General features: G+C 69.7%; 12 protein-coding genes. 7 read left to right on the top strand and 5 right to left on the bottom strand.

All coding sequences use genetic code 11. The annotated features are described in order from the left end of the window. Positions 1-472 precede the first annotated feature (472 nt). Complete coding sequence (locus tag HD596_RS07025; protein WP_376776139.1) at positions 473-1,801, top strand: IS256 family transposase; 1,329 nt, start codon at positions 473-475, stop codon at positions 1,799-1,801. Between the two features lie 467 nt (positions 1,802-2,268). Here the strand turns inward: HD596_RS07025 and HD596_RS07020 are convergent, their stop codons facing one another. Further along, entirely contained in the window at positions 2,269-3,669 is a 1,401-nt protein-coding gene (locus HD596_RS07020) for an alpha/beta fold hydrolase (RefSeq protein WP_185068490.1), read from the bottom strand. 183 nt (positions 3,670-3,852) lie between these two features. Between HD596_RS07020 and HD596_RS07015 the strand changes: the two genes are divergently transcribed. Then, positions 3,853-4,869, top strand: a complete 1,017-nt coding sequence (locus HD596_RS07015; RefSeq protein ID WP_185068489.1) for an ABC transporter permease subunit — start codon at positions 3,853-3,855, stop codon at positions 4,867-4,869. 31 nt (positions 4,870-4,900) lie between these two features. On the opposite strand, the gene HD596_RS07010 is transcribed toward HD596_RS07015, so the two are convergent. Next, a complete protein-coding gene (locus tag HD596_RS07010) occupies positions 4,901-6,964 on the bottom strand; it encodes a S9 family peptidase (protein ID WP_185068488.1) in 2,064 nt (687 codons plus the stop codon). A gap of 72 nt (positions 6,965-7,036) precedes the next feature. Between HD596_RS07010 and mshB the strand changes: the two genes are divergently transcribed. Genes mshB through HD596_RS06995 form a run of 3 tightly spaced genes read left to right on the top strand, consistent with a single transcriptional unit; the run spans position 7,037 to position 8,883 of the window. Next, positions 7,037-7,942 carry an N-acetyl-1-D-myo-inositol-2-amino-2-deoxy-alpha-D-glucopyranoside deacetylase gene (gene mshB, locus HD596_RS07005; RefSeq protein WP_185068487.1) on the top strand — a complete coding sequence of 302 codons (906 nt, stop codon included), beginning with the start codon at positions 7,037-7,039 and terminating at the stop codon, positions 7,940-7,942. A gap of 11 nt (positions 7,943-7,953) precedes the next feature. After that, the gene (locus HD596_RS07000) at positions 7,954-8,370 is read left to right on the top strand and encodes a DUF6113 family protein (protein WP_185068486.1); all 417 of its coding nucleotides are present in this window, start codon (positions 7,954-7,956) and stop codon (positions 8,368-8,370) included. A gap of 18 nt (positions 8,371-8,388) precedes the next feature. Then, complete coding sequence (locus HD596_RS06995) at positions 8,389-8,883, top strand: flavin reductase family protein (RefSeq protein ID WP_313043059.1); 495 nt, start codon at positions 8,389-8,391, stop codon at positions 8,881-8,883. 75 nt (positions 8,884-8,958) lie between these two features. Here HD596_RS06995 and HD596_RS06990 read toward each other — a convergent pair whose 3' ends face one another. Beyond that, the gene (locus HD596_RS06990) at positions 8,959-9,900 is read right to left on the bottom strand and encodes a hypothetical protein (protein WP_185068485.1); all 942 of its coding nucleotides are present in this window, start codon (positions 9,898-9,900) and stop codon (positions 8,959-8,961) included. A gap of 75 nt (positions 9,901-9,975) precedes the next feature. Here HD596_RS06990 and HD596_RS06985 point away from each other — a divergent pair, with 75 nt between their 5' ends. After that, a complete protein-coding gene (locus HD596_RS06985) occupies positions 9,976-10,398 on the top strand; it encodes a hypothetical protein (RefSeq protein ID WP_185068484.1) in 423 nt (140 codons plus the stop codon). 8 nt (positions 10,399-10,406) lie between these two features. On the opposite strand, the gene HD596_RS06980 is transcribed toward HD596_RS06985, so the two are convergent. Both HD596_RS06980 and HD596_RS06975 read right to left on the bottom strand, forming a co-directional pair. Continuing rightward, complete coding sequence (locus HD596_RS06980; protein WP_185068483.1) at positions 10,407-11,249, bottom strand: hypothetical protein; 843 nt, start codon at positions 11,247-11,249, stop codon at positions 10,407-10,409. A gap of 78 nt (positions 11,250-11,327) precedes the next feature. Next, positions 11,328-13,814: a penicillin acylase family protein gene (locus HD596_RS06975; RefSeq protein ID WP_246555740.1), complete on the bottom strand. Its 2,487-nt coding sequence runs from the start codon at positions 13,812-13,814 to the stop codon at positions 11,328-11,330. 676 nt (positions 13,815-14,490) lie between these two features. Between HD596_RS06975 and HD596_RS06970 the strand changes: the two genes are divergently transcribed. Beyond that, entirely contained in the window at positions 14,491-15,738 is a 1,248-nt protein-coding gene (locus HD596_RS06970) for a serine hydrolase domain-containing protein (RefSeq protein ID WP_185068481.1), read from the top strand. The last annotated feature ends 66 nt before the right edge of the window (positions 15,739-15,804 follow it).

Raw genomic sequence — 15,804 nt, 5'->3', positions numbered from 1 at the left:
CAAGCCTCCGGGGGAATCGTTAGATCGGAGGAGAGACAGCCGCTGCGCTGGTGCACATATCTCCGTACTTCGTGGAGCGCTCAAAGAAGTACGCGGACAGCAGTCCATCTGTGGGCGTGTATCCGTCGTTCGGGTGTCGCAATCGGTGCGCCGCCTGGCACCGCGTCACCACAGCCGCTCCCGACGACGCCGCCATGCCCACGGACATGCCTACGGACAGGTCTCGATGCCGATGCGGTGGCGAAGCGGTGCGGGGGTATCACTCCAGGTGTGGAAATGATCACCAAACGTAGACGGAAATCTGCAAAGATCATTGACCATCTCGGGGGAGAACACGATCATGTCCACGACACGGGGAAGAACCGCGCTGGCCGCGGTGGGGCAAGACCAGCACGATGACACATCGGCGCTGCTGGGGGCGGCTGCTCATCATGGCGGGGAAAAATCCCCCCAGCGTGACGGCGAGACGCCGTTGCGGGACCTGCTCGGCGATCACGTGCTGGACCTGCTGCTGGAACGCTCACGCGACAGCGCGGGCGGGCTGCGGCTGACCGGGCAGGGCTCGATGCTCGGCGAGTTGGTCAAGGCGGTGCTGGAACGCGCGCTGGAGGGCGAGCTGTCGGCGCATCTGGGCTACGGCAAGCACGAGGTGGCCGGCCATGGCAGCGGCAACTCCCGCAACGGCAGGATCGGCAAGACCGTGCAGACGGGGGTGGGGCCGGTGCGGCTGTCCGTGCCCCGCGACCGGGCCGGCACCTTCGAGCCGATGCTGGTGCCCAAACGGGCCGGCCGCGTCTCCGGCGGCCTGGACGACATGATCATCAGCCTGTACGCGCACGGCATGAGCGTGCGCGACATCCAGCACCACCTGCGTCAGATCTACGACACCGAACTGTCGCACGAGGCCATCTCCAACATCACCGACGCCGTACTCGAAGAGGTCCGCGCCTGGCAGGCACGGCCGTTGGATGCCGTCTACCCGGTGGTGTTCCTGGACGCCATCGTGGTCAAGGTCCGCGACAACCACAGCGTCCAGGCCAAACCCGCCTACCTCGCGATCGGTATCGACGCCGACGGCGACAAGCACGTGCTGGGGATCTGGCTGGCCAAGACCCCGCTCGATGCCGCCACCGCCGGCGAGTCGGCCCGTTTTTGGACCTCTGTGATGACCGACCTGCGCAACCGGGGAGTGCGCGACATCCTCATCGCCTGCACCGACGGACTGAACGGCTTCGAAGACGCCATCCACCATGCCTTCCCGCACACCATCGTGCAGGCCTGCGTCGTGCACCTGATCCGCAACGCGCTGCGGCCGGTCGCCCGTCGTGACCGCGCCACGCTGGCCGCCGAGCTCAAGAAGATCTATACGGCGCCCAGTGCGGAAGCCGCCTTCGACGCCCTGGCCGACTTCACCGCCTCCACCTGGGGCCAGAGGTATCCGCAGGCGGCCCGTGTGTTCGAGACCGCCTGGGACCGCTTCACCCCGTTCTTCGCCTTCTCCCCGGCGGTCCGCAAGCTGCTCTACACCACCAATAGCATCGAGTCGCTGAACTACCAGCTGCGCAAGGTCACCAAGGCCCGCGGCCACTTCCCCGGCGACGACGCCGTGGTCAAACTGCTGTGGCTGGCCATCATCAATATCGAGGACAAACGCGCCCGCGAACGCGCCATCACCAAGGAGGAGACCGGAAAGATCAAGAACTCGCCCAGCACCGCCCGCCTGATCGAAGGACAACGCACCATCGGCTGGCGCGAAGCGCTGATCGAACTCGACATCGCCTATCCAGGCCGCATCAGGTAAAGACCGACCTCAGGCCATCAGAAACGTTCTTTACACACCTGAAGTGACAACCTCAGCGGTGCCGAAGTTGCCCGTTGGTGCTGTGTGGAGGGCATGTGGTGGTCTCGGCGCCATCGTGGATCTCGGTATCGGCTTCAGTCTTGAGCGTTGACGTCCCGAGTGAGTTCCTGTGTCGGGCGCGGGGCGTTGTTGGCTGGTGGTGCCGGTTGCGAGGGCGGGCGGTTTTGTTGTGCGACGTCGAAAGGCGGTGCTTTGGAGTTGGGGTCGGCGCCGGGGGCGAGTCCTTGTGTCGGGTTTGGCGCTGTTGTTGGCGCGCCCGAGTCGCACCCCCCCGGAGCGGCGCTCCCGTGGGTTGTCTGTGGTTGGGTGCTAGCTAGTGGGTGCGTGGTGAGGCCGGTCGGTGGAGAAGGCGTAGGTCCGGCCGTTGTTGCCGACAAGGCGGTGTCCACCGTGGTGACGTTGTGGGGTCAGCATTCTGTTTTGGTGGGGGGCAGGGTGCGGTCGGTGAAGTAGTGGTTGATGTGGTCGCGGGCGCAGGGGTTGGTGCCATAGAGGGTGTGGCCGGGGCCGTTGTGGTGGATGGTGGCGCTGCCGGGCACCTGGGAGAGGACGCGGGTCACGGCGTCGGACTCGCCCCAGGCGCCTGCTCCCAGCATGGGTGGGAGGCCCTTGGGGAGAGGGGCGGGTGGGTTGGTGACCGGCTGGGGCCAGCCGATGCAGCCCAGGGTCGCTGAGGCGAGGGTGTTGGCCGTGCCGGTGTTGGGGGCCACGCGTTGCAGGCGCTTGATGGTGGCGGTCATCTCCTTGCGGTTGGCGAAGCGGGGCCAGTCGGCGCATTCGGTGACGCCGGTGGCCTGGTCGGGGTAGCGGGCGCCGCGTTGCGGGACGAAGTCGGAGGCGTCGCCGTCGGCGGCCTTGCGGATCGCCTGGGCCAGTTTGGGCCAGGCGGCGGTGCCCTGGCGGGCCAGGCCCAGGGCGAAGCTCTGGAGGTCGCGGGTCTTGTAGGCGACGTTGGCGGTCTTCGTGGGGATGGGGGTGCGGTCGGCTCGGGCGATCAGGGTGCGCCAGAGGGCGGGGACGTCCGCGCAGTCGTTGGAGGCGCACCAGGTGAAGAAGCGTCGCAGGAACTGCTCGTTGGACTTGGCCATCTCCTCCAGCTCCTGCTCCCAGTCGGTGGCGCTGTGGCTCCACGTGCCGTCGAGGACCATCGTGCGGATCCGGTCCGGGAAGAGGCGGGCGTAGGCCTGGCCGTAGAAGCCCGCGTAGGAGGCGCCGTAGTAGTTGAGCTTGTCGTCGCCGAGGGCCTTTCTGATGGCCTCCATGTCTCTGGCCTGGTCTGCCGAGCTCATGTTGGCGAACAGCTCGGGATCCTTGAGTCGGCAGGCCTCGGCGTAGCCGCGGTTGGTGTCGGACAGGCGGCCGAAGTCGGCGTCGTCGCGGGGTGAGTCGGGGATGGGGACGCGGGTCCAGGCGCACTGCAGGCCCGTGCTGAGGCCTCCGAACTGCTCGCCGTAGCCGCGGGTGTCCCACGTGACGATGTCCATGCGTTCGCGGAGCTTGGCCCACCAGTCGGGGACGGACTGCGTGAGGCCGATGCCGGGGCCGCCGGGGCCGCCGTAGGCGATCAGGACCGAGCCTTCGGACTTGCCGGTGGCCTTCAGGCGGCCCAGCTTGAGGGTGATCTTGCGGCCGTCCGGCTTGCGCCAGTCGGCCGGGACCTGGAGGTCGCTGCACTCCATGCCGATCTTGTCATTGGGGCAGGTCTGCCACTGCTGTGGCCCGCCGGCGGTGGCCGCCGCGGACGCCGAGGTGGTCGGCAAGGTCCCCAGGCCCAGCAAGGCCATGGTGATGGTGAGGGGCTTGAGCATGGCGTTCACGATGCCGGAGGGGGAGGCGGAATCGCGTCGGACCAGGGTTTGGTCTTTTGGGGATGCGGGTCCTACCAGGGGTTGTCAGACCGCTGCACGCCTCGACCGGTTGGAGGTGGTCTGTGGGGATTTTGGGCGGGATGGGCCTTGCGATGGTGGGGTGGCGTTGTCACGATCGACGGCGTGGGCAGATGGCAGTGGGTCTGGGAAGGCGCGCTCGGCGTCGTCACGGTGCTGGGGCTGGGGATGGTCCTGTTCACCGCTCCCGGCGGGCACCTGCTGAACATCCTCGCGTCCTCCGCGCCGCTCGGCCTGGTCGCCGTGGCGCTCTCCCTGTCGATGCGCGCCGGCACACCCAACCTGGCCGTGGGCTCGGTCTCCGCGCTGTCCGGAGTGCTCATCGCCTCCGTCGTGGTCGTCCTCGGCCTGCCGCTGGTCGTCGGGGTGCTCCTCGTCGTCCTGCTCGCCGCGCTCTCCGGGCTGGTCATGGGGGCGTTCACGGTGCTGCTGGAGGCGCCGGCCTGGGCGGTCACGCTCGCCGCCGCCGTGGTCTGCGACGCGTTGTCGCTCGGGTTCACCCAGGCCAGGACGATCCTTCTGCCGGAGGCGCCGTCGCTCTCGCCCGTGGTGGGGTTCGGGGTGTTCGCCGTCGTCTCGGTGGCGGGCGGGCTGCTGTGGGCGCGGCGGGGGTTCCGGCAGTGGCTGACCACGGGGTGGGTCGGCCCTCTCGTCGGGCTGGCCGGGTCATGTGTGCTTGCCGCTTTGGGTGGGTTCGTGCTGCTGTTGCGGCTGGGAGCGGCGCAGCCGGGGTCTCAGGGGCTGTTCACCATGGTGTTCGCGCTGGCGGCCGTTCTCCTGGGTGGCACCGGCCTCCCGGGCGTTCTGAACGGCAGCCCCCTTCCGAGCGGCACCGGCGCGGCGGGCACGGTGGCCGACGCGGGGCGCGCCGACGCGGGGCGTACCGACGTGGGGCGCGCCGACGCGGGGCGTACCGACGTGGGGCGCGCCGACGTGGGGCGCGCCGACGTGGGGCGTGGGGGCGTCGCCGGCACGCTGCTCGCCGTGCTCATCCTGGCGATCGTGCAGGGTGAGCTCACCCTGCTGGCGATGCCCACGTACGTCACCATGATCGTCCTGGGCGGCGCCGTGATCGCCGGGCTGGCCGTGTCCCGAGCGCTCGACGCCTTACGTCAACAGTGAAGCCCCGCGCCGGTGAAGCCGCGTCAGGGGGTCAGCCCAGCGACTTCTTCAGGAAGTCGACCTGGAGCAGCAGCAGGTTCTCCGCCACGACCTCCTGCGGCGTCATGTGCGTCACCCCGGACAGCGGGAGCACGCTGTGCTGCCGGCCCGCCGCGAGCAGGGCGGACGACAGGCGCAGCGTGTGGGCGGCCACCACGTTGTCGTCGGCCAGACCGTGGATCAGCAGCAGCGGGCGTTCGAGCTTGGCCGCGTCCGCGAACAGCGAAGAGTTCTCGTACACCTCGGGCTGCTCGTCCGGATGGCCCAGGTATCGCTCGGTGTAGCACGTGTCGTACAGCCGCCAGTCGGTCACCGGCGCGCCCGCCACCGCCGCGTGGAACACGTCCGGTCGCCGCAGCACCGCCAGCGCGGCCAGGAAGCCGCCGAACGACCAGCCGCGAATGGCCACCCTCGTCAGGTCGAGATCGTCGGGATACTGCTCGGCCACCCCCTGCAGGGCGTCGATCTGGTCCTCGAGCGCGGGGGTCGCCAGGTCGTTGAGCACGGACCGCTCGAACTCGGGGCCCCGGCCGGGGGTGCCGCGACCGTCCGCCACGATGACCGCGAAGCCCTGCTCGGCGAACCACTGGCTCTCCAGGAACGCGCCGCGCCGGTTGAGCACGCGCTGCGCGTGCGGCCCGCCGTACGGATCCATGAGGACCGGCAGCTTCCCGGAGCCCTGCTCGTGCCACGAGGGCAGCACCACGGCGGTGGCCAGCTCGCGACGGCCGGAACGGCCGAGCGAGACGCGCAGGTCGAGCCCGGGCCGCTCGGCGAACGACGGGATCGGCACCGCCATGCCGTCGCGCCGCACGACCGTGGTCGACACGCCCTCGGCGTCGAGGCTCTGCTCGGTCAGCACGCCCACGCCGCCCGACATCCGCCCCGAGAACACCCCGGAACGGGTCGAGACCGGCAGCAGCGAATGACCGTCCCACGTCCACAGGTGAACCTCGGTCGGATCGCCGCTCGCGCTGAACAGCACGCTGTCGTGATCGACGTCGAGCACTGCCCGCACCTGCAGCGTGGGCGGGGTGACCGCGCGGTCGCCCACGAACAGCCGGTTGCCGCCCTCCGAAGCGGCCACCCACACCAGCGACCCGTCGTCGAGGTGGGCGGGCACGCCGGAGACGATGTCGACCCAGGCCGGGTCGGTGTCCTCGCGCACCAGTGAGGACGCGCCCGTCGCCGGGTCGACCGTGAACAGCCGCATCGTGCGCTGGTCGCGCGTCAGGGTCACGATCGACAGCGCGTGGGTGTCCCAGGCCGCCGTCGTGAGGTATTCCTCCTCGTACGGCACCGCGACCCGCGACCCGTCGAGCCCCAGCACGAACAGCTCGGTGACCGCGTTGGGCGTGCCGGCGGCCGGATAGCGCTGGGCCGACGCGGGACGGTCGGGGTTGGCCGGGTCGGCGATGTGCCAGACGTGGACCGGGGCCTCGTCGACGCGTTCGACCAGCAGCGCGTCGCCCGATGGCGCCCACCAGTAGCCGCGCATCCGGCTCATCTCCTCGGCGGCGATGAACTCGGCCAGCCCGTACGTCACGGTCTCCGACTCCGGCGTGGCCAGCGCGCGGTCCGCGCCGGACCCGAGGTCCTGGACGCGCAGCGCGCCGCCGGTGACGTACGCGACCTGCCCCCCGTCCGGGGACAGGCGGGGGTCGATGACCGCGCCCGGCGTGTCCAGCCGACGCGTCCGACCGGTCGCGAAGTCCACCACGTAGAGAGCGCCGGACAGGGCGAAGGAGGCCCGCGTGACGTCCTTGTCGGTGGCGTACGCGACCACGCCGCCCGCCGCCTCCCGGCTGCGCTCGCGCCTGGCCCGCTCCTCCGGCGGCAGGTTCTCCTCGTCGGCGTCGAGCGCGCGCGGGTCGACGACCAGGCGCTCGACGTGGGTGTCGGTGTCGAGCTCCCACAGGCACGTCACCGGATCGGTGCCCGATTTCGTGCGGAGGAAGACCACCCGGCCGCCGTCCGGAGTGATCGTGAAGCTCCTGGGCACTCCGAGGGTGAACCGGCGGGTCCTGGCAGACAGTCGAGGGAAGCTCTCGCTCATGGGCCCAATCCTGCCACCGCCGATGAGGAACCCGAGCCATGGCGTCCGGGACCCGTCGGTACGCTCATCCCTATGACTGATCGACGGCTCCTCCTCGTACACGCCCATCCGGACGACGAGTCGATCGGCACCGGGGCGACCATGGCCAAGTACGCCGCCGAGGGAGCCCACGTCACGCTGGTGACCTGCACTCTCGGCGAGGAAGGCGAGATCATTCCCGCCGAGCTCGCCCACCTGGCCGCCGACCAGGACGACGCGCTCGGGCCGTACCGGATCGACGAGCTCGCCGCCGCCTGCCGGGCGCTCGGCGTCGAGGACCACCGCTTCCTGGGCGCGCCGGGCCGCTGGCGGGACTCGGGGATGATGGGGGTGGCGTCCAACGACCACCCGAAGGCGTTCTGGCGCGCCGACCTCGACGAGGCGGCGGGGGAGCTCGTCAAGGTCATCCGGGAGGTACGCCCGCAGGTCCTCGTCACGTACGACGACAACGGCTTCTACGGGCACCCCGACCACATCCAGGCCCACCGGGTTTCGCGCAGAGCGTTCGAGCTGGCCGCGAAACCGGACTTCGGCGAGGGCGAACCGTGGCAGATCGCGAAGTTCTACCACACGGCCCTCGCCCGATCCGTCATGCGGCGCACGACCGAGGCGCTGCGCGGGGCGGACGTCGGCTTCCTGGTGGAGGACGTGGAGGACATGCCGTTCGGCAACGCGGACGAGGACGTCACCACCGAGATCGACGCCCGCGCGTGGATCGGCAACAAGATGGAGGCCATGCGCGCGCACGCCACGCAGATCGTCGTGGACGACCCGTGGTTCGCGCTGTCCAACAACATCGGCCAGGAGGTCCTGGGCGTCGAGCACTACAGGCTGGCCATCGGCGTGCCAGGGCCCGCCGTGCCCGGTCCGCCCATCGAGGCGGGCGGCCTGGGCGCACCGCACACCCGCGAGAACGATCTCTTCGCGGGCATCCACTAACCTCGTGCGACATGGAACATCGCAGCCAGGCCGAGTCGGCGCTGGGCGGGGCGGCGTACGGCATGCTGTTCGTGCTCGGCGTCGTCATAGGGGTCGTGGGCGGATTCACGCATGCGGTACGGCAGCTGGGGCCCGTCCCGATCGCGGCGATCGTGTGGGTGCTGGCGCTGTTCGCGGTGTGCCTGGGGGCGGGAAAGCTGATGCGGGGCAAGCTCGGGGCCTTCATGACGGCGGTCGGGTGGTTGCTGGTCACGATGCCGTTCACGCTGAAGCTGAGCGCGGGCGATCTGGTGATCGCGGATGGTGCGCCCGGGTACGTGTACCTGTACGGAGGGTTGACGGCCATCGTGGCGGCCTATTTGCTTTCGCCCTCGTCAGAGGGGGGATCGTGGCTCTTGCATGGGTACCCCCAGAAGAACTCTATGTAGCGGCATAAAGTAGCGTTCGTGCATTCCATCGAGCGGCCAGTGGACCCTGTGACTTACCGCAAGGTCGTCGGCCGCTTCGCCACTGGAGTCGCGATCGTCACCACCAGGCTGGACGATGTCGATCATGTGATGACGGTGAATTCGTTCACCTCTGTCTCCCTTGATCCGCTCCTCGTGCTGTTCTGCGCGGAGAAGGTGGCCCGGTTCCATGACGCGGTGCTGGAGGCGGGGGTGTGGGGGGTCTCCGTGCTGCCCGCCTCGATGGAGGACGCCTCGCGCTTCTTCGCCCACCGGGGCCGGCCGTTGAACGGGCAGCTCGCGCGGTGGCCGCATCATCTCGGGGAGTCGGGGGTGGCGCTGTTCGACGGGGCCATCGCGACGGTGGAGTGCGTGACGACGGCGGTGCACGACGGCGGGGACCACTCGATCGTGGTGGGTGAGGTGACGGCCCTGGACACGCCTTCGGACGCGGCGCCGCTTCTGTACCACGAAGGACGGTACAAGACCCTTTAGGGGGTCGCTCGGCGGCGTGAGCGCGGGCATGAGTCGGGCCAGGCGCGTGGCCTGGCCCGCTCGCTTCCCCTGTCGCTACTGGGTGGTGGCGCTGGGGGATTCCGATGGCGTGGTGGTCGCGGTCTCCGTCGGGACGCTGGTGTCGGTCGGGGCCGCCGTGTCCGGCGGGGTCTCGGAGGGGAGCTCTGTCGGCGTCTCCTCCGCCGGCGGCGGACAGGTGGGGATCCCCGGCGCGCTCTCCGTCGGTGTCACGGAGTCCGTCGGGCTCGTGGTGGCTGTCTCGGTCGGGGTCGGGGTCGGGGTTTCGGTCGGAGTTGCGGTGGGAGTTTCGGTCGCGTTGTCAGTCAGGGTCGGGGTCGGCGTGTCGGTGACCGGAGGCGACTCCGTACCCGTGGCAGTGGGCGTCACCGTGTCCGTCGGGGCGGTCGTCGGCGGAGGCGTCTCCGTCGGGGCGGTCGTCGTCGGCGGCGGCAGGGTCTGCGTCGGCTCGACGCTCGGCTGACAGGTGAACGTCACCGTCTGCGTGACGGTCGGCCCCGGCTCGGTGACCGTGACCGTGACCTGCTCCTTCACCGTCACCGTCGGAAGGGGCGTCAGGCTGACCGCAGGTTTGCCCTTTTTCTTGTACGTGCCCCGGCCGAGCCGCTTCGTGGACTCTCCCGAGCCCTCGGCCACCGGGAAATCGACGCTGGTCGTCTTGCAGGATCTGCCCTTGCAGACCCGCTGCTTGATCGAGAAGAGAGCAGCTTGCGCGTCTGTGATCGATACATTCAGGTAGGAGACGCCTCGCCTCTTGACTACCTTCGTCGTGGCGGTGTACTCCCCGATCGTGGGAGTCTCCGTGGGTGCCGGACTCGTGGTCGGGACGGTGGTTAACGCCACGTTCGCGCCTAGAGCGCCTGGTCGGTTGTCAGTGGATCGTAGGGGATCGGTCGCTGACGTCTGGGTGATCGCAACTCCGCCGGCTCCTGCCAGTGCGACGGTGCCGAGCAGCGCGCCCAGGATGGAGAATCTCATAATCCTGCTCTTGTGGGAGATTTCAGGACGGGGATCATTATTCCGACTTGTCAAGATTGGTCAAGACTGAGACGCATGGAAAGGCGCTTCCGGTTCCGGCGCGTGGCGAACTACGTCAACCTTGCCACGCCGCTCGGCCTGCTGATCGCGATCATCGGTGGCGCGACCAGGAACCCCGGCCCCAACGGGCTCATCCTGGCCTTCGGCTACCGCTACCGCTTCCCCATCGCGGGCGCGTTCACCGTGGGAAACGTCGTCCTGACCAGGTGGGACGCGCTCCCCGATCGCCTCGTCCGCCACGAGGGCCGGCACGCCACCCAGTGGGCCTGGTGCGTCGGCCTCCCCATGCTGCCGCTCTACCTGCTGTCGATGCTCGGGTCGGTGATGGTCTGCGGCAACCAGGCTACGTACAACCTCTTCGAGCGCCTGGCCGATCTGGAGGACGGCGGCTACCCCCGCGCCCAGCTGTGGTGGCGACGGCGGCGCGGCGGCGAGTGAGGCCGGTGTCATCCCGGCGGTGCGGGGGCGCGTCTTGACGGGCCCTTCAGCCGGCCCAGCATGAGCGAGGCGATGGCCAGGCCGGAGACGGCCCCGGCGCACAGGACGGAGGCGGTCGAGGGGGACACGGGCTCGATGCCTGCCAGGGCGAGGGCCGAGACGGCGGTGGCGGCGCCCACGTAGAGCCAGGTGGCCAGGCGGATCCAGCGGACGCGGGCGCCTTCGGAAGGCAGCGTGCGCGACAGGAGCCAGGCCAGGGCCGGCAGGAGCAGGACGCCGTGCATGAAGATCGCGTGAGCGGGCTTCAGCGCGGTGGCCACCGTGTACGCCAGCTGCTGGTTCCCCGTCATCACCTCGACGACGCCGCGGGCGATCATGACGGCGCCGAACGCCATGGCGGCGAGGAGCGTGGCGAAGCCCGCGCGTACGGCCAGGCGCATGCTCGGGGCGAGATCTGGAACAGGGCGGAACGCGGCGATCGTCATGACGATCCCGATGGCGACGAGCACGCCGCCACCTGCCGCCAGGGTCCTCGCGACGGCCGTGTCGACGGCGGTCTCCATGTTGAAGTGGGACGGGACGCCCCGCCACGCCTGGAGGGTGATCAGGGCCACCTCCAGCGTGGAGGCCACCGCGAAGGCGCCGACCACGAACGGGCGGGCGCGGAGCCGGACGAACTGGGAGACCCAGGTGAGGGTCAGCACGCTCAGCCCGAACGACACGCCGAACGTGAACGGCTTGCGCCACGACACCGCGCCCTCCCACGGCCCGCCGTCCACGACGAACACGCCCAGGTGAACGAGGCCCACGAGCACCAGCAGGACTCCGATGAGGTACCAGAGGCGATTCATGCCGCCATGGTGGCAAGGCGGCGGGGGCCGGCGCGTCGGCCCAGGGTCTGGATCGCCTCTACAACGCTGGTCGTACGGTCACGGCGTGAGTTTGAGGGTGTGGACGGCCGCCTTCTTGATCGACTCGGGCTTCGCGTACATCGGCAGCAGGTCGCCCTTGGCCCAGGTCTCCGCCTGATCCCAGTAGTTCTCGTGGAAGGCGTGCCCGGAGGCGCCCGTCAGGTTGATCCATCGGGACTTGTCCATGTCCGACAGGTCGACGACCATGCGCATCGACGGGACGGCGGTGATCTCGTACCCCTTCTGGACGTTCCACCCCGTGGCGTTCACGGCGTCCTTGCCGCCCGCCACGGCCAGCGGCCCGCGGTTGAACAGGGCCTCCACCGGAGCTATCCCCGACGTCCCCAGCGAGCCGTTGACCAGCTCCAACTGGTGCAGGTCGCCCCAGCGCCAGGACTTGACCTCCGGCCCGAGCCGGTCCGACAGCTCCTGGTACGCCGAGGCGAGCGCCTGGCGGAGGATGTCGTCGCGGGTCTCCTTGAGGTTCTCGGTGGTCACGTCGTCCCAGAAGGGGTCGTCCGGAGCGTCGAGCAGGCGTCTGACGACCTCGTACCAGCGGTCCCCGCCCGCCGGCCGCGCCGCCTCGGGCAGGTCGTCGTCGAACGTCAGGGTGAGCACCTGCCGCCACACCGCGTTGAAGTAGGCGGCGGCGGTGGAGTCGAGGCCCTGCATGCGGTCCCACGTCTTCAGCAGCTGCCTGGCCTCGCCGCTGGGCCCCGCCAGGTCCACCCGCATCAGGGCCGGGACCAGCGTCTCGGCGAAGCCGTTGTACGTGTCCTGCTGGATCGCCGACATGGTCGCCGCGTCGATCGGGCCCTTCTTGAGCGCTTCCTTGATGCGGTCGCGAATGCGTTCGGAGCGGTAGCCGTGCGCCCAGTCCTTGGTCAGCAGGGGCTTGTACCGTTCGGGGTCGATGACGGCGTTGTTGGCCGTGACGATGAACCCGTCGGCCGGGTTCTCCACCGAAGGTAACTGGTCGTACGGGATGGGGGCCATCATCCAGTCGTACTCGCCCGTCCATCCCGGGACGGGCCACGTGCCGTCACCCTTGGCCCGCACGGGGATGCGCCCGGGAGCCTGGTAGCCGATCTTGCCCGTGGTGTCGGCGTAGATCAGGTTCTGGGACGGCACGTCGAACAGCGCCGCCGCCGCCCTGAACTCCTGCCAGTCGCCAGCCTTGTTCAGCGCGAAGATCGCGTCGGCCGTCCGGCCCGGCGTCAGCGCCGTCCACTGCAGCGCCACCGCGTTGGCCTCGCCGCTGGGTTTGGCGCCGCCGATGACGTCGTTGATCAGCGGCCCGTGCCGGGTGCTCCTGACCGTGATCGTGACGGGGGAGCCCCCCGCGACCTTGATCTGCTCCTTCCTGGTCTCCAGCTTCAGCTGCTGGCCCTTGTACAGGTACGTGTCGCCCTGCACCTGCTCCAGGAAGAGGTCGGCCACGTCGGGGCCCAGGTTGGTGAAGCCCCACGCGATCTTGTCCGTGCGCCCGATGACCACGCCCGGAACGCCCGAGAACGTGAACCCCGTCACGTCGTACGGGCACGCCTCCGTGATCTTCCTGCAGTGCAGCCCCGCCTGGTACCAGACGGAGGGCATCTGCGGCGACAGGTGCGGGTCGTTGGCCAGCAGCGGCTTGCCGCTCTTGGTGTACTCGCCGGAGACCACCCACGAGTTGGACCCGATGCCCTCGCGGTCATCCGTGCCCATCGTGCTCGGTACGGCGTCCAGGGTCCTGGCGGCCTGGGCGATCGCGCGGTCGGCGCGCTGCTGGGGCTCGGCGTGCTGGTTGAAGCGCCCCTGGTCGATGGTGCCCTCGGTGACGATCGGGCTGTGGCGGTCGTACGGGTAGCCGGGGTAGAGCTGCTCGACGCGCTCCTTGGGCAGCTTGGTCAGCGCCAGCGCGCGGTCGATCTCGTCCTCCATGTTGGAGCGCAGGTCCCAGGCCATGGCCTTCAGCCAGGCCACGGAGTCGGCCGCGGTCCACTTCTCCGGCTGGTACGCGCCGTTCTGGATCTTCAGGATGGAGTATTCGAGGCTGCGGTCGGAGGCGTTCGGGTTGGCGCTGAGCCAGGCGTTCACGCCTCTCGCGTAGGCGTCCAGGTAGTCCCGGGTGCTCTGGGCCAGGTCGGGGAGCTCCTCCTCGGCGACCTTGCGCCAGCCCATGGTCCTGATGGCCTTGTCGTTCTCGACGGTGGCCTTGCCGTAGAGCTCCGAGAGGCGGCCGGAGGTCAGGTGGCGGCGGAAGTCCATCTCGTAGAAGCGGTCCTGGGCGTGGACGAACCCCTGAGCCGTGAACAGGTCCGCTGCGGTGTCGGCGTAGATGTGCGGGATTCCGTATTTATCCCGATAAATCTCCACATTCCCGGTTAGGCCGGGCAGCCGCAGCGATCCGTCCACCTGCGGGAACGACTTCCGCACCGTGTAGACGAGGACCCCTGCCAGCACCAGGACCAGCGCGAGCACTACGGACAGCACCCGAGCGAACCACCGCAAAGGCCGCGGCATCCACGCATAGGGCCTCACCGACACCTCCATCTCCGCCGAAACTGGCATTAAGTCTGTCAGCCCGGGATCACTCCTCCGGCCGCCTTCCACAACCCTGGCAGGAGGACTTCAGAGCGCCTGGTCACGTCCGATCACCCCTCCCTCACTCGCCGCATCGGGCATCGGGACGCGGCGCGTCGCACCGGCGGCGGTGTGGGCGGGCTGGCTGGGAGGCCGCGTTGCGCCGAGCTTGGGTGCTGGCGGGTTGGCGGGGATTCGCGGTGCGGGCGGGTTGGCTGGGCGTCGTGCGCGCTCCGCCGGGCTGCGGTGCGGTGGGTTGGCTGGGCGTCGTGCGTGTTGCGCCGGGCTGGCCCGTCCCACTCCTCGCCGACCCGGCGCCGGTGGGAGCGGCGGGGGAAGCGCGGGTCCGGAGGGCGGAGGGGGAAGCGGCCGCGTCCGAAGGGCGGCGCGGATAGCGGGAGGCGTGGGACGTTGCGAGGGCGACGGCGTCGCATGGCGTCGTGGTGTCCGGCGGGGTGGCGGTGCGGGGGATGGCGGGTATCGCCGGTGAGGAGGATACGGGTGCTCCCTCGTAAGAGGGAGTGAGAAATCGATCGCATCGGCGATCCGCGGCGGTGGTGCTGATCGACAGGATGGGCGCATTCCACCTGCACCCCTCTCCCTTGGAGACACTCCGATGAAGCTGTCAGCCGCCTGCCTCGCCCTCGCCACCCTCCTCGTGGCGACACCCGCTCAAGCGACCGCCACAACCCCGGCTCCCGCGTCGAGTGCCTGCCCGCCACCGGCCGCGGTGCAGCCCGATCCCGGCGCGCCGGTTCCTCCTATCAACGCCGCCGCGCTGGAGCAGGCCGTCAAGGACCTGCCCGCTGCCGACGCCACCGCCGCGATCGTGCGGGTGGGCGGTACGAAGGGCTCGTGGCGGGGCGTGACCGGCGTGGCCGACATCACCACCGGGCGCAAGGCCTCCGCGAACGTACGCTTCCGGGCGGGCAGCGTGACCAAGATGTTCACCACCGCGGTCGTGCTGCAGCTCGTGGCCGAGGGCAAGATCTCGCTCGACGGAACCGTCCAGGACCACCTGCCCGGCCTGCTGCCCGACTCCTATCCGGAAGTCCGCGTCGGCCAGCTGCTCAACCACACCAGCGGGCTGCCGGCGCCCGATCTGCCCGGCACGTTCGACTGGGTGTACCGGACGCGGTTCAAGACCTGGACACCGGAGGAGTACGTCGGGCTGGCCGTGCGCAACCCGATCGAGTTCGCGCCCGGCACCAGGCAGCACTACCTCAACACCAACACGTTCGTGGCCGGCCTGCTGATCGAGAAGATCACCGGACGCTCGTACGAGCGCGAGGTCACGTCCAGGATCCTGCGCCCGCTCGGCATGCGGGACAGCTACCTGCCCGGTGCCTCGCCCCGCATCCGCGGCCCGCACCACAAGGGCTACCAGTCCGTGCCTGCGGGCTTCGACGGCGCCATCGCCTACGGTGCGGGCCAGGTGGTGGACATGACCGAGACCAGCGTCACCTCGACCTGGGCGTCGGGTGATCTGATCTCCACCGCCGTGGACCTGGAGAAGTTCGTCAAGGCGCTGTTCTCGGGGAAGGTCGTGCCGCCTGCGCAGCTGGAGCCGATGTTCACGGTCCCGGACGTGACGATGTACGACGACTGCGGCAACCAGCCGGCCGTTTACACCTCCGGCATGACGAGGCTCGTGCTGCCGGGCGGGATCGTCGCGTACGGCAAGACCGGCGCCCGCTACGGCTACGCAGCCGGGGTCGGCGCGACCCGCGACCTGAGCCGGACCCTCGTCTACTCGGTCAACTCCACGGACGCCAAGGCATCAGGCCAGAACGACAGAACGCTGCGCATCGCCCTGGCCGCCTTCGCCCGATCAGCCGCCGCCCGATCAGCCGCGGGTGCATGACGCGTCCTGCGGCGCGTGTCCGAGCCGAATCGCCGCCGCCGGTGGTGTCCGGTGGTGTCCCGTGGG

Source organism: Nonomuraea jabiensis, from assembly GCF_014204795.1.
Lineage (GTDB): Bacteria > Actinomycetota > Actinomycetes > Streptosporangiales > Streptosporangiaceae > Nonomuraea > Nonomuraea jabiensis.
The sequence above is the reverse complement of the archived record's forward strand: the minus strand, read 5'-3'. Positions and strand labels throughout refer to the sequence as shown.

What these genes read in the sequence shown, in the direction of transcription:
- HD596_RS07020 (WP_185068490.1), bottom strand. Translation starts at nt 3,669, where the DNA reads ATGCTCAAGCCCCTCACCATCACCATGGCCTTGCTGGGCCTGGGGACC.
- HD596_RS07010 (WP_185068488.1), bottom strand. Translation starts at nt 6,964, where the DNA reads ATGAGCGAGAGCTTCCCTCGACTGTCTGCCAGGACCCGCCGGTTCACC.
- mshB (WP_185068487.1), top strand. Translation starts at nt 7,037, where the DNA reads ATGACTGATCGACGGCTCCTCCTCGTACACGCCCATCCGGACGACGAG.
- HD596_RS07000 (WP_185068486.1), top strand. Translation starts at nt 7,954, where the DNA reads ATGGAACATCGCAGCCAGGCCGAGTCGGCGCTGGGCGGGGCGGCGTAC.
- HD596_RS06990 (WP_185068485.1), bottom strand. Translation starts at nt 9,900, where the DNA reads ATGAGATTCTCCATCCTGGGCGCGCTGCTCGGCACCGTCGCACTGGCA.
- HD596_RS06985 (WP_185068484.1), top strand. Translation starts at nt 9,976, where the DNA reads ATGGAAAGGCGCTTCCGGTTCCGGCGCGTGGCGAACTACGTCAACCTT.
- HD596_RS06980 (WP_185068483.1), bottom strand. Translation starts at nt 11,249, where the DNA reads ATGAATCGCCTCTGGTACCTCATCGGAGTCCTGCTGGTGCTCGTGGGC.
- HD596_RS06975 (WP_246555740.1), bottom strand. Translation starts at nt 13,814, where the DNA reads ATGCCGCGGCCTTTGCGGTGGTTCGCTCGGGTGCTGTCCGTAGTGCTC.
- HD596_RS06970 (WP_185068481.1), top strand. Translation starts at nt 14,491, where the DNA reads ATGAAGCTGTCAGCCGCCTGCCTCGCCCTCGCCACCCTCCTCGTGGCG.